This is a genomic window from Pseudomonas fluorescens (assembly GCF_001307155.1).
In the GTDB taxonomy this organism is placed as follows: domain Bacteria; phylum Pseudomonadota; class Gammaproteobacteria; order Pseudomonadales; family Pseudomonadaceae; genus Aquipseudomonas; species Aquipseudomonas helvetica.
This window is the reverse complement of the sequence record NZ_CP012830.1, coordinates 1,400,734-1,414,420: the sequence shown is the minus strand read 5'-3', so window position 1 is coordinate 1,414,420 and position 13,687 is coordinate 1,400,734. Positions and strand designations below refer to the sequence as shown.

The 13,687-nt window shown below is 61.0% G+C and carries 12 protein-coding genes; 6 read left to right on the top strand and 6 right to left on the bottom strand.

The features are described 5' to 3' along the window. The first annotated feature begins 17 nt into the window (after positions 1-17). The 3 genes from AO353_RS06340 (at position 18) to AO353_RS06330 (ending at position 3,992) form a co-directional block, all read left to right on the top strand. Positions 18-1,667, top strand: coding sequence for an acyl-CoA dehydrogenase family protein (locus tag AO353_RS06340; RefSeq protein ID WP_054594189.1), 1,650 nt, complete (start codon positions 18-20; stop codon positions 1,665-1,667). 112 nt (positions 1,668-1,779) lie between these two features. Beyond that, positions 1,780-3,279, top strand: a complete 1,500-nt coding sequence (amn, locus tag AO353_RS06335) for an AMP nucleosidase (protein ID WP_162491269.1) — start codon at positions 1,780-1,782, stop codon at positions 3,277-3,279. Between the two features lie 71 nt (positions 3,280-3,350). Then, the gene (locus AO353_RS06330) at positions 3,351-3,992 is read left to right on the top strand and encodes a pseudouridine synthase (protein WP_054594187.1); all 642 of its coding nucleotides are present in this window, start codon (positions 3,351-3,353) and stop codon (positions 3,990-3,992) included. Here the strand turns inward: AO353_RS06330 and AO353_RS06325 are convergent. Together AO353_RS06325 and AO353_RS06320 are read right to left on the bottom strand one after the other, a co-directional pair. Next, positions 3,987-4,196: a DUF2788 domain-containing protein gene (locus AO353_RS06325; RefSeq protein ID WP_003185724.1), complete on the bottom strand. Its 210-nt coding sequence runs from the start codon at positions 4,194-4,196 to the stop codon at positions 3,987-3,989. The two genes, AO353_RS06330 and AO353_RS06325, sit on opposite strands and share 6 nt — an antisense overlap. Before the next feature lie 239 nt (positions 4,197-4,435). Next, positions 4,436-4,915, bottom strand: a complete 480-nt coding sequence (locus AO353_RS06320; RefSeq protein ID WP_007894448.1) for an Lrp/AsnC family transcriptional regulator — start codon at positions 4,913-4,915, stop codon at positions 4,436-4,438. A 435-nt stretch (positions 4,916-5,350) separates the two neighbouring features. On the opposite strand from AO353_RS06320, the gene AO353_RS06315 reads away from it, so the two are divergent. After that, entirely contained in the window at positions 5,351-6,499 is a 1,149-nt protein-coding gene (locus AO353_RS06315; RefSeq protein WP_054594186.1) for a DUF6515 family protein, read from the top strand. Here the strand turns inward: AO353_RS06315 and AO353_RS06310 are convergent. Together AO353_RS06310 and AO353_RS06305 are read right to left on the bottom strand one after the other, a co-directional pair. Next, a complete protein-coding gene (locus tag AO353_RS06310) occupies positions 6,484-7,389 on the bottom strand; it encodes a cation diffusion facilitator family transporter (protein ID WP_054594185.1) in 906 nt (301 codons plus the stop codon). The two genes, AO353_RS06315 and AO353_RS06310, sit on opposite strands and share 16 nt — an antisense overlap. A 28-nt stretch (positions 7,390-7,417) precedes the next feature. Continuing rightward, entirely contained in the window at positions 7,418-7,837 is a 420-nt protein-coding gene (locus AO353_RS06305; protein WP_054594184.1) for a hypothetical protein, read from the bottom strand. A 362-nt stretch (positions 7,838-8,199) separates the two neighbouring features. On the opposite strand from AO353_RS06305, the gene hrpB reads away from it, so the two are divergent. Further along, positions 8,200-10,731: an ATP-dependent helicase HrpB gene (gene hrpB, locus AO353_RS06300; RefSeq protein ID WP_054594183.1), complete on the top strand. Its 2,532-nt coding sequence runs from the start codon at positions 8,200-8,202 to the stop codon at positions 10,729-10,731. Between the two features lie 182 nt (positions 10,732-10,913). Here the strand turns inward: hrpB and AO353_RS06295 are convergent, their stop codons facing one another. Further along, positions 10,914-11,993: an endonuclease/exonuclease/phosphatase family protein gene (locus AO353_RS06295; protein ID WP_054594182.1), complete on the bottom strand. Its 1,080-nt coding sequence runs from the start codon at positions 11,991-11,993 to the stop codon at positions 10,914-10,916. 73 nt (positions 11,994-12,066) lie between these two features. Next, positions 12,067-12,741, bottom strand: a complete 675-nt coding sequence (locus tag AO353_RS06290; protein ID WP_054594181.1) for a YciC family protein — start codon at positions 12,739-12,741, stop codon at positions 12,067-12,069. Between the two features lie 177 nt (positions 12,742-12,918). Here AO353_RS06290 and AO353_RS06285 point away from each other — a divergent pair, with 177 nt between their 5' ends. Further along, the gene (locus AO353_RS06285; RefSeq protein WP_054594180.1) at positions 12,919-13,683 is read left to right on the top strand and encodes a DUF2076 domain-containing protein; all 765 of its coding nucleotides are present in this window, start codon (positions 12,919-12,921) and stop codon (positions 13,681-13,683) included. Positions 13,684-13,687: the final 4 nt, after the last annotated feature.

The following is a 13,687-nucleotide window of genomic DNA, read 5'->3' as shown; positions in this document are numbered from 1 at the left end:
CCCAAGGAGGCCCCGCCATGAACCTGCATCAGTTCGCCGAAACCCACGAAGTTACCAACCAGCCGCCATCGCTGGACGGGACCAACCTCTACCGCATCGACCTGCCGTTGCAAGAGTGGGCGCGGCGTTTCGGGGCGGGTTGGGCTGACGCGCGCATCGATGCGTATGGCGCTTTGGCCGGCGGTCCGTTGATGGAAGCGGGGTTCCTGGCCAACCAGAACAAGCCGGTCTTCTCCAGCCATGATCGCTATGGCCACCGCATTGATCTGGTGGAGTTTCACCCGGCCTACCATGAACTCATGCGCACGGCGGTCGAGCACGGCTTGACCTCCTTGCCCTGGACCGATCCGCAGTCGGGTGCCCACGTTGCCCGTGCGGCCATGAGCTACCTGCACAGCCAGGCCGAAGCCGGCAGTGGCTGCCCGCTGACCATGACCTTCGCCAGTGTCCCGGCATTGCGCCTGCAACCGGACATCGCCAAACAGTGGCTGCCGAAAATTCTCGCCACCGAGTATGACCCGCGCAATGTCGGCATGGCCCACAAGGCCGGCGTCACCATCGGCATGGCAATGACCGAGAAACAGGGCGGCACCGACGTTCGGGCCAACACCACCAAGGCTTACCCGGTTGGCGCTGCGGGGCCCGGCCGGGCGTATGAGCTGGTGGGACACAAATGGTTCTGCTCGGCGCCAATGTGCGACGCCTTCCTGACCCTGGCGCAAACCGACAAGGGCCTGACCTGTTTCCTGCTGCCACGCCATCGCCCGGATGACACGCGCAACCAGTTCTACATCCAGCGGCTGAAAAACAAACTTGGCAATTGCTCCAATGCCTCCAGCGAAGTCGAGTTTCGCGGGGCGCTGGCGTGGATGATTGGTGAAGAGGGCCGCGGCGTGCCGACCATCATCGAGATGGTGGCCATGACCCGCTTCGATTGCATGGTCGGCTCCAGCGCCCTGATGCGCCAGGCATTGACCCAGGCCAGTCATCACTGCGCGCACCGGATGGTTGGCGGCAAATTGCTCAGTGAACAACCGTTGATGCAAAACGTGCTCGCCGACCTGGCGCTGGAAAGCGAAGCCGCGCTGGCGTTGAGCCTGCGCATGGGGCGGGCGCTGGATCACCTTGATGACACTCAGGAAGCCAAATTCGCCCGACTGGTAACGGCAGTGGGCAAATACTGGATCTGCAAACGTGCGCCGGCCATGATCAACGAAGCCGCCGAATGCATGGGCGGTGCGGGTTATGTCGAAGACAGCATTCTGCCGCGCCTGTACCGTGAGGCACCGGTGAACTCGACGTGGGAAGGTTCTGGCAACGTTCAATGCCTTGACGTGTTGCGAGCGCTGTCGAAAGAGCCGGGTGTGCTCGATGCGCTGTTCAGCGAACTCGGTGACGGTTATGGCGACAAGCGCCTGGCCGCACACATCAGCCAGTTGCAGGCGGCGTTCAAGGACACCGATGACATTCAATACCGCGCCCGACAACTGACCGAAGACATCGCCCTGGGCCTGCAAGCCAAGCTGTTGCTCGAAGCAGGCAACGCCGCCGTCAGCGATGCCTTCATCGCCAGCCGGTTGGGAACGGCCGGCCGGGTTTACGGCACCTTGCCGCGTGGTCTGGATGTGGAAGCGATTGTGGCGCGTTCGACCCCTCAAGGTTTTTAAGCTTTTGTAGGAGCACGGCTTGCCGGCGATGGCGTCCTTGAGGGCGCCATCGCGAGCAAGCTTTGCTCCTACGGATATTCCGGTGTTTCCGTGAGGCGGCGATACAGGCAAGATGAAGGTCTGCAAGTCAGAACACAGGAAGCTGATCGTGACCGAAGCCTTTATTGTCGTTCAAACCGCCGAACAAGCCGTCGATCGGCTTGCCGCTCTGCACGAGCGGGCCACCACGGCGTTGAGTCAGGCGCTCAAGCGTTATCTGAAGGACCGCATCGAACCCGACGCCGAGCAGCGTGCGATGTTTCGTTATCCGGAATTACGCCTGACCTACCTTTGTCAGGGCGAAGTCCCACAGACCACGCGGGCTTACGCCAAAGTCCAGTTGCCGGGGACCTACAGTGTCACCGTCACCCATCCGGCGGCATTCCGTAAGTATTTGCTGGAACAGCTGGTGCCGCTGATGCACGACTTCACCGTGACGGTGGAGGTCGGCGTCAGTGAGCAGAACATCCCGTATCCGTACGTGGTCGAGCAGGGCGATGAACTGGCGGGCTCCGGCGTCACTGCGGCGGTACTGGCGCGAGTGTTCCCGAGCACCGATTTGTCGGCCGCCACCGATGGCATTGCCGATGGTTTGTACGACTGGGAAAACACCGACCCGCTGCCATTGGCATTGTTTGATGCCGCGCGAGTGGATTTCTCTCTGCGCCGTCTGGTGCACTACACCGGCAGCGACTGGCGCCATGTGCAGCCGTGGATCCTGCTGACCAACTACCACCGTTATGTCGACCAGTTCATCACCCATGGCCTGGAGCAACTGCGCACCGATCCGCGTTTCGTGCGCATGGTCTTGCCAGGCAACGTGATCATCGAAAAGAGCATGGATCACGGCGAAGCGTCTTCCATTGCCGCAGGCGTGGTCTGGCACCGTTATCAGATGCCGGCCTATCACCTGCAAGCCTCTGACGGCCACGGCGTAACCCTGGTGAACATTGGTGTGGGCCCGTCCAACGCCAAGAACATCACCGACCATTTGGCTGTATTGCGCCCGCATTGCTGGCTGATGATCGGTCACTGCGGCGGCCTGCGGCAGTCGCAGACCATCGGTGATTACGTGCTGGCCCACGCTTATATGCGTCGTGACGGGATTCTCGACCGGGTGGTGCCGCCGAACATTCCGATTCCGGCCCTGGCCGAAGTGCAGATGGCCTTGCAGCAAGCGGCAGCCAACGTCACCGGCGAAAAGGGCGATGACCTGAAAAAACGCCTGCGCACTGGCACCGTGCTGACCTACGACGACCGTAACTGGGAACTACGCTGGGCTCAGGAGCGACCGTTGATCAACCTGTCGCGCGCGGTTGCAGTGGACATGGAAAGCGGCACCATTGCCGCGCAAGGCTACCGTTTGCGCGTGCCTTACGGCACCTTGCTGTGTGTTTCGGACAAACCGCTGCACAGCGAAATCAAGTTGCCCGGTTCGGCCAACGCCTTCTATGAGCGTGCGGTCAGTCAGCACTTGAAGATCGGCATCGCGGCGGTGGATCTGCTGCGCACCGAGCTCAACTCGTTGCACTCGCGCAAACTGCGCAGCTTCGACGAACCGCCGTTCCGCTGATTGTTGTCATGGTCATTTAGCGGTCGGGGCACTAGCATTGGCAGCCCTGACCGTTAGATGTTGTTTTTGCCATGCCGCGTCCTCCTCGTCCCGCTTCCCGCCGCCCCGGCGTGAAACCTGCGCAATCCTCTTCAGCCCCGCGACGTGTTGCCAAAGCACCGCCGGCCGAGCCGAAGCTGATTTTGTTCAACAAACCCTTCGATGTGCTGACGCAGTTCAGCGACGGTGAAGGGCGGGCGACGCTCAAGGACTATATCGAGATTCCCGGGATCTACCCGGCAGGACGGCTGGACCGTGACAGCGAAGGCTTGCTGCTGCTGACCAACGATGGCCAGCTTCAGGCGCGCATCGCTGATCCGAAACACAAGTTGGCCAAGACCTATTGGGTACAAGTGGAAGGCGAGCCGAGCGCCGAGCAATTGCAGCGCTTGCGCGAGGGCGTCGAGTTGAATGACGGCATGACCTTGCCGGCGCAGGCGCGGCAACTGGAAGAACCTGAGCTATGGCCGCGTAACCCGCCGGTGCGCTTTCGCAAAAGCGTGCCGACCAGTTGGCTGGAATTGGTGATTCGTGAAGGGCGTAACCGTCAGGTGCGGCGCATGACCGCTGCGGTTGGCTTGCCGACTCTGCGTCTGGTGCGGGTGCGAATCGGCGACTGGACCATCGAAGGCCTCGATCAGGGCCAGTGGAAAGAAGTGCCGGCGCGCTTATAAAGCGCCGGATTCGATCAGGCCGATCACCACACTCTTGATGACGAACGCAGCCACGCCCAGACCCAGCACGAAGAACAGGATGAACGAGCCGAAGCGTCCGGCCTTGGATTTTTTCGCCAGATCCCAGACGATGAAACCCATGAAAATAATCAGGATGCTTACCAGGCCGGTCATCATCCACTCTTCAAATACTGCAGGGTCCATCGATTATCTCCAGCGCGGGCGGGGCAAAAAAGGCCGGGGAAGTATACGCCAATGGATATTGGCGGCGCATTGACGTGCGTCGGTCTGCCGCAGGTTTATGTGGCGAGGGGGCTTGCCCCCGTTGGGCTGCAAAGCAGTCCTGAATACTGCAATCGAGTTGTTTCAGGCACAACATATGGACCGCTATACGACCGCTGCGCGGCCGAACGGGGGCAAGCCCCCTCGCCACAAAAGCGGGATTAGCTGCGCAGGTGAGTCAGTGGCAACTCGGTGCTGTTGAGCACCTGGTTCAGTACAAAGCTTGAGCGCACGCTGGTCACGCCTTCGATGCGGGTCAGGTGGCCGAGCAGCAGTTTCTGATAGTGGTCCATGTCTGGCACCACCACCTTGAGTTGATAGTCGGCGTCCATTCCGGTCACCAGGCTGCATTCGAGCACTTGTGGCAAGGTGCGGATGGCGGCTTCGAAGTTTTCGAAGCGCTCGGGCGTGTGCCGATCCATGCCGATCAACACGTAGGCGGTCAGGCTCAGGCCGAGCATCTTGCGGTCGAGCAGGGCGACCTGGCGGGTGATGTAGCCGTCGTCTTCAAGCTGCTTTACCCGTCGCGAACAAGGCGATGGCGACAGGCCGATGCGTTCGGCGAGCTCCTGATTGGAGATGCGCGCGTCGCGTTGCAATTCCGCCAAAATGCTCAAGTCGTATCGGTCGAGTTTGCTCATGAATCAGGCCTTTGTCTTAACTATTGCGGTGGATTATCTATCCGTGATGAAAAATTGCGCAAGTCATGTTTATTTGAGCAATCTTCGCAATCCTCTGTCGCCACCTCAAGCCTATTCTTATCACCAGAATCACTGCCCGGACAAACAGTCCACAGCGGCCCGCCGAATCAGGCCAGCCGCGGCCACCACTCCCACAGGGGTTGAGTTGGCCCCCGGGCTACACACTGTCCAGAAGACGGAGTGAGGTGAGCCGACGTCAAAAGCGTCGAGCACGGACGAAGTTCTCAAGGGGAGGCCGACGGGTCTCCCTTTTTTATTGCCCGCGAAACACCTTTTATGGCCTGCAAAATAAGTCTCGTGACTGATAACCTGTTGCTGAACCGGCCTGTGCTTTACCAGTCTTATGTATAGGTCACCACCGTAGTGAGGAATAGCATGAAGTCGCGCATCTGGCGTATGGCAGGTGTTGGTGTGTTGTGTGCAAGTGTCAGCGCACCATTGCTGGCAGAAGGTCAGGGTGGGGAGGAACTCCTTCGTAGGCAGCAACAGCAGCAACAGCAGCAGCAACACAATAACGGTGGTGGTCAGCACGAGCGTGGCGGTGAAGGTCATCAGGGAGGTAATCAACCGCGTCCCGAAAACAACCCGCCTCGCGTGGAAAACATCCAGCAGCACCCGCAAAACAATCAACCTCGCATCGAGCCCAACCAGCCACGTCCCCAATTCAATCAGCCACGTCCACAGCCTGAAATCATTCGCGGCAACAACAGCCGTCAGTTCGAACACAACGATCAGAATCCGGGAGGCGACTGGCAGAACCGTCAGCGACACGAGCCCAATGGCCAGGTTCAAGTTCGACCCGCGCCTGCGCCGGCGAACAACCTGCCGATCCAGGGCCGTCCGGACACTGTTCGCCAAACCCAGGAGCCACAGCGCGGCTACTATCAGGACGTTCCACGGCGCAACGATTACAACCAGCGTTGGCAGGCCGGTGGTCGCGATGAGCATCGGGATGAGCGTCGCTGGCCGGGACGTCCGGAAGGACATGGCAACGGCTGGGGTGATGGTCCGCGGTATCGGCCAGGTCAAATAATCGACCGCTTCCCTGAGCGCCACGACCGTGTGCCGTACCGTGGGCAGGATTACTTCTACTCCGGTGGCTATTGGTATCGCCCGAACGGGCCGCGTTATGTGGTGGTCCAACCGCCTCGCGGGATCCGTGTGAGGTATCTGCCCGATTACGCTCAGGAGGTGTGGATCGGTGGCGCGCTGATGTTTCTGGCAGCAGGCGCGTACTACGCCTACGAGGAAAGCACTCAAGACTACGTTGTGGTTGAGCCACCGGTAGGCAACCCGGAACCACAACCGGTCAGCAATGGTTATGACGTGGTGGCATACCCGATCAATGGGCAGTCACCCGAGCAGGTTACTCAGGACGGTTACGATTGTTATCGTTGGGCGGTCCAGCAGAGCGGCTTCGATCCACGGACCGTGACCTATCAGCCAGCGCCACAGGTGGTACAGACTTACCGCCAGGCCGAAGGCAATTGCCTTGTCTCACGCGGTTATCAGGTCACTTTCTGATTCCGGACGGCTGTCACCATTTCCTGCGGGTCGGCGTGCACCAACACTTCGGCTCGCGGGTAAACGGCGTGAATGGCGTCCGCTGCTTGATCGCTGATGCCGTGAGCGACTGACAGCGTCAGCTCCCCCGGCAACTCCAGGTGCAATTGCACGAACCAGTGACTGCCGGAGATCCGCGTTCGCAAGTCGTGTGCGCCAAGTACACCGGGCACGCTGCACGCCAGTTCGAGCATGTGCTGGCTGACGTCCGGTGGCAGTTCTTCATCCATCAGCACAGCAAAACTTTCCCGGGCGATTTGTATTGCGCTCCACAAAATGTAGACGGCGATCCCCAGGCCGAACCAGGCATCGACTTGATGCCAGCCAAAACCGGCCAGTACCAACGCGACCAGGATGCTGCCGTTGAGCATCATGTCGGAACGGTAATGCAGTGAGTCGGCACGCACCGCGCTGGAGCCGGTTTCGCGGATCACCCGGTGTTGCAGCATCAGCAGCGCCAGGGTCAGGACCAGGGAAAAGATGATCACGCCAATGCTGATCCACGGCGCGCCCACCGGTTCCGGGTGTTTCAGGCGCTCGAATGCCTGATACGCGATCAATACCGCGCTGCCGCCGATGAACAGTGCCTGAGCCATGCCCGACAAGGATTCCGCCTTGCCGTGCCCGTAGCGGTGATCGTCATCGGCCGGGCGCAACGCGTAATGCACCGCCAACAGATTGAGCAGCGACGTCACGCCGTCGAGTGCCGAGTCCGTCAGCCCGGCGAGCATGCTCACCGATCCGCTCAGCCACCAGGCAATGGCCTTGGCGACAATGAGTGTGCTCGCCACCGCTACAGAGGCGCGGGTGGCGAGGCGTAACAGGCGCGCGTGTTCCGGGCTGCTGGTCATAGGTGGAGCGTTTCCTCGGTGTTGTGTATCAAGCAGCGGGTTGCAGGCCGAGCAAGGCCAGTTGCTGAACGCTGCCCTTGTGCTGGATCAGGCGCGGATCATCCAGCGGGAAGCTGCGGCCCAGTTCGCTTTCGAGAATGGCCTGCAACTTGTGGTTATCGACCTTGCCGTCGGCATCAATGGCCTGCTGGAGTTTCTCCGGCGCCACTTGTGCGGTCTTGCCGGGTTCGAAGTAAATCGCGCCGGTGGTGAAGTCTATGGCAAACGCGACGAGTCCGGGGATGATATAGAACAGCAGGCCCACGGCGTCGAGCGCCGCAATCGCCGGGTCGATCTTGCCATCGATCTGGCCCCGGCGATCCGGGTAGAAAATCGAACCGCATGCGGTCACTTGGGTCAGCAGGGTTGCAACCAATAGACCGCCAATCAGGCGAAATGGAGCACGCATAATAAATCTCCTGAGCAAACTTGAAACGAAACGTCGTCGGTATGAATTAGGACCGTGATTAACGCCAGGCAGTTCGCCGTTATACTCGCCGCGGCAGGGCGTGCCCACAGTAAATTACGGTCGCGCCTCACCCCGGTAAGATTACGTGAGGATTGATGTTTGGTGTTCCCAGATCGACAACGCATGACGGCGGTTAACGTTTTTCGGGGTTCAGCCCTGCGGGTTGAAACTGTGGCCGCGCCATGCTGCGTTGCGGGACTTGGTAAGGAAACGACCCTTACCGGCGTCCCGCGCCTTGCCTGGCACGCCCACAGCTTCAACGCGACTCGCAATTTACTGTGGGCACGCCCTGTGGAGCCAGCATGAACTCTTTGCCAATTGATGAAGTTTTACCCGCGCTGCGTGAAGCCTTGGCGACACGCCACGAAGCCGTGCTCGAAGCACCGCCCGGCGCCGGTAAAACCACCCGCGTACCATTGGCGATGTTGGATGAGCCATGGCTGGCCGGGCAAACCATCCTCATGCTTGAACCGCGTCGGCTGGCCGCGCGGGCGGCGGCCGAACGGCTGGCCAGCGAGCTCGGCGAGAAAGTCGGCGAAACCGTCGGATACCGGATTCGCCTGGACAGCAAGGTTGGGCCGAACACGCGCATCGAAGTGGTCACCGAAGGCATCCTCACGCGTCGCTTGCAGGAGGACCCGGCGCTGGACGGTGTGGGTCTGCTGATTTTCGACGAATACCACGAGCGTAGCCTCGATGCCGACCTCGCGCTGGCCTTGAGCCTGAATGGCCGCGAGTTGTTTCGGGATGAGCAGCCGCTGAAGATCCTGCTGATGTCGGCGACGCTTGAAGGCGAGCGCCTCGCCGGACTGCTGAATGACGCACCAATCCTGCGCAGCGAAGGTCGCATGTACCCGGTGACGATGCGCTGGGGCCGGCCGTTTCAGCCAGGTGAATTCATCGAGCCACGAGTGGTGCAAACCATTCTCGACGCGCTGAACGATGAAGCGGGCAGCTTGTTGGTGTTCCTACCCGGGCAAGCGGAAATCCGTCGCGTGCATCAGCAGTTGGCGGATGCCTTGGGCGAGCGTTCCGAGGTGTTGCTCTGCCCGTTGCATGGCGAGCTCGATCTGGCGGCGCAACGTGCAGCCATCGATCCGGCGCCACCTGGCCAACGCAAAGTGGTGCTGGCCACCAACATCGCCGAAACCAGTTTGACCATTAATGGCGTGCGCGTAGTCATCGACGCCGGGCTGGCGCGAGTGCCGCGTTTCGACCCCGGCAGCGGCATGACCCGCCTCGACACCCAGCGCATCTCCCGCGCCAGCGCCACCCAGCGTGCCGGCCGCGCAGGACGGTTGGAACCGGGCGTGTGTTATCGGCTGTGGTCGCAGGATCAACACGAACAACTGGCAGCCTACGCCAGCCCGGAAATTCTCTCTGCCGACCTTGCCGGGCTGGCCCTGCAGCTCGGGCGTTGGGGCGTGACGCCTGGACAGTTGATCTGGCTCGATGTACCTCCGGCGGCGGCTTATGCACAGGCGCAGGACTTGCTCGAACGCCTTGGCGCGTTGCAGGGTTCGTCCGCTGAAGACTGGAAACTCACTCGCCACGGGCAGGCCATGGCCGAACTGCCGGCGCATCCGCGTATCGCGCATCTGTTACTGCGTGGGCAAGCGTTGGGGCTGGCGAGCATGGCTTGCGACGTCGCTGCATTGCTCGGCGAGCGGGACATTTTGCGCGGTGTCGGTGCGGATCTGCACAGTCGTCTGGTGCTGTTGTCCGGCGAAGAACGGGCGGCGCGTGGTGCTCAGGGTGGTGTGCAGCGGGCGCGGCAATTGGCTCGGCAATATCGTGGTTATCTGCGTGGCAAAGCCGAGTCGCCGGTCAGCGATCCGGAGCATCCGCGCTGGCTCGGTGCCTTGCTGGCGCTGGCCTATCCGGACCGCGTCGCCCAACAGCGCCGCGCCGGTGGTGCGGAATATCGGCTGGCCAACGGTCGTGCGGCGTTGTTCGCCGAGGCCGACAGCTTGATGAAACAACCTTGGCTGGTGATCGCCGACCTGGGGAGCCGTCAGGGGCAGCGCGAAGAACGGATTTATCTGGCGGCGGATTTTGATCCGGCGCTGTTCGATTCGGTGTTGGCGGAGCAGGTGCGTTGCGTCGATCAACTCGATTGGGACGAGCGTGAAGGCGTGCTGCGGGCCGAGCGTCAGCGCAAGGTGGGCGAGTTGGTGCTCAGTCGCGAACCGTTGACCGGTCTTGATGAAACCGCGCGCAGCCAGGCGTTGGTCAATCTGGTGCGCCGTAAGGGGTTGGAGCTATTGCCGTGGACCCCGGAGTTGCGTCAGTGGCAGGCGCGAGTGGCATTGCTGCGTCAGCTGGACTTGAACAAGCAGGGCGAGAGTGAGTGGCCGGACGTCAGTGATGCGGCGTTGCTGGCCAGTCTGGAACACTGGTTGATGCCGTACCTGGGACGGGTTTCACGGCTCAGCCATTTCGCCAGCCTGGATGTGTCGAGCTTTGTGCATAACCTGCTGCCGTGGCCATTGCCGCAACGCCTCGATGAGCAGGCGCCGCATCATCTGAGCGTGCCCTCCGGTTCATCGATTCGTCTGGATTACAGCGAGCAGCCACCGATTCTCGCGGTGCGTTTGCAGGAGCTGTTCGGCCTTGCCGAAACCCCGCGCATTGCCGGTGGCCGGCAGGTGGTCAAGCTGCATTTGCTGTCACCGGCACGGCGGCCGGTGCAGGTCACCCAGGACCTGGCGAACTTCTGGCGCAGCACTTATGCCGAGGTGAAGAAGGACCTCAAGGGCCGTTATCCGAAACATTACTGGCCGGATGACCCGTTGGTGGCCGAGGCCACGGCGCGGGCCAAGCCGCGTAAGTAGACGGGCTTTGTAGTGCGCAGTGGCGGACACTAATCCTGTGGCGAGGGGGCTTGCCCCCGTAGGGTCGCGAAGCGGCCCTGAACCTGTCACTACGTTTTATCAGGTACACCGCATTTGCCGATTTACGACTGCTACGCAGCCAAACGGGGGCAAGCCCCCTCGCCACAGGTTATTTATTTGCTCTAGGGGGCGACGGGGAGTAGAAACCGTGCAATCACCGGCAGGTGATCGGAGATGCGCAGCGTATCGTCCTGCCGTACTTGCGCTTCAATCCGTTTGATCCGCGGGCTGTAGAACAGGTAGTCGACAGTGCGGTCCGGGCCGTTGAGGTCGGGGTCGTTAGGGTAATGGGTCAGCCACTGGTCCCGATCGACACCGCTGGCCTCGTTGTTGGTCGGGATCATCGGGTACTTGTCCCACAACACATGCAGCGCGCTGTCGGCGGAATAGGGCGAGCGCTGTTCGGGCGCGAGGCGTTGATACTGGCCCAGCGGCAACAGGTTGAAGTCGCCACCGATCAGCCATGGCGTGCCGCGACCTTCATACGTGTCGAGTACCTTGGCAACCGCTGTCACCTTCGCCTGCTGGGTCTCATCAGGCTGCACTGCCCGATCGAGGTGAGTGTTGAGCACCGCCATTTGCCCGCCATCGCGCAGCGGCAGGTAACTCACCAACAGGGCGTTTTTCGGCTGGAACTGACGGCTGATGAAATTGATTGGCGCTTCAGGCAACTGCAGGCGTTCGGCGTGTTCGATCTGGTAGCGGCTCAAGGTCGCCAATTGCCGGCCAACGCTGCCGAAAATATGCGGATCGGGAACGAAGTCGGCCTTCCAGTCGAAGGCGTGCGTGCTGCAAGGATAGAGGTCGGCCAGGCGTTCCTGGAGCAACTTGAGCTGGTTCTGATAGCCGCTGGCCTTGGCGTCATCATCCAGTTCCTGCAACAGGACCAGGTCCGGCTGCTCATCGCGGATGACCCGTGCCACTTCATCAAGGCTGAAGGCCATGTCTTCCGGAGTCGGACTTTCGTCAGGGCCGTGAGCCAGGTCATTCCAGAACACATAGCGTTTGCCTGCCAGGTACTGGACGTTCCAGGTCATCACCTTCAACGCCTGCCCCGGCACCAGCACAGGTGCGCTGGTGCTGCAACTGACGGGGAGCGTTTCCTTGGCGTCGGGGCGCCAGGTCAGGCTGTAGAGAAAGGAAAACAGCAGGCTGACGAGTATCAGCAGGCCCAGCAGGGTGTAGCGCAGTAGGCGGGTCATGGCTCGGCTTATGGCGTTACAAAGTTGAGCCCGAGCATAACCGAGGCCGGCCCAGACCCCAAGGGTAGAGCTGTCAGGCGCTGCCTTCGGTTTTGTCGGGGGCCTCGCTGATCAACATGAACAGACGAAACAGCACCACGCTGGTGAACAGTTGCAGAAAGCTGTGGACGCTTTCGATGATCAGCGACAGTGCCGGGTTCTGCGGCTCCGGATAGATGGCCATGCTCGCGCCTTTGAGCATCCACAACGGGCCCATCACGCAGAGAATGCACAGCAGGATGCGCAGGAAATTGCCGCGGGCCAGGCGCATGCTTTCCCGGATGGCCTCCAGTGGCTGCATGTTGCGCAGCACCAGCAGGTATTCGGCAAAGGCGAGCATCACCATCAGCCAGATGCCTGGCAGGAAATACAGCGACAACCCCACCAGAATCAGCAAGGTGTTGACCGCCGTCAGCAGCGCAAAGCGTGGCCACAGGCTGAGCGACGCCGACAACAGGGCCAGGGTGCGCGGCGATTCGCCACGGCTGCGGGCATCGAGAAACAGGATCAGCGCAGCGGTGTACAGCGGATACACCAGCAACCCGACAATCACGCTATAGCCGGGAAAGGCATCTGGCCCCTGGGAGTGGTCGACCAGTTGCTGAAGCAAGGCTTCAAGCACGACCAACGGCAGACACAGCGGCACGATGCGGCCCAGGTTGCGCTGGAAGAAATACAGGGAGTCGCGGAGTACGTCTAACGGATTCATCGGTCGCTTTCGCTGATTACAAAGTATGTCGACACTGTAACCGATGCGACCGGTAGTCGAGCAAACGTAAACGTTCGGTAAAGGCCATTGAAACAATCAGCAACAGCCCCATAACTAGGGGGCACCTTATCCATAAGGGAAAAGGGCAACGATTTTCCGGCAATCTATGAGGTCGCCATGAACAGCGAAGAACAAACCCTGATCGATGGACTGTTTTCACGGCTGCAACAGGCCGAAACGGATTCAGCCCCACGCGATGCTCTGGCCGAGGCGCGGATCAAGGAGCACCTGAGCCGCCAGCCAGCAGCGGGCTATTTCATGACTCAGGCGATTCTGGTGCAAGAGGCGGCGATCAAGAGCCTCGACGAGCAAAACAAACAGCTCACCCAGCAAATTCAGCAACTGCAAGCCGAACTGCAACAAGCCAGGGCCCAGGCCTCCGCACCGGCACCGAGCAGCAGCGGCGGTGGTTTCCTGTCGAGCATCTTCGGCGGCTCCCGTGATCCACAGCCTGCACCGGCCCAGAGCGCTCCAGCGTCGAGCGGCGGCTGGCGTGAACCGGCGCGGCCTTCTGCGCCACTGCCACAAAACTATGGCGCGCCACAGCAGGGTTTTGGTGCCCCACAACAGAACTACGCGGCACCTCCGCAACAGGCGCCGGCAGCTGGCAGCAGCTTTCTCGGCGGGGCCTTGAAAACCGCAGCCGGCGTGGCCGGTGGTGTGATGCTGGCGCAGGGCATCAGCAGCCTGTTCCACAGCAATCAGCAGCAGCCGCAGGAAATCGTTGAAGTCATCAAGGAAGAGCCGGCTCAAGTGAATGACAACGAGCGCCTGGCCAACAATGACTCCTGGAACAACAACGATCAGGGCGGGTTTGCAGACGCCGACGACAGCGACGACAGCTCATTCTTCGGTGGTGATGACGACGATTCCTTCGTCTGATACG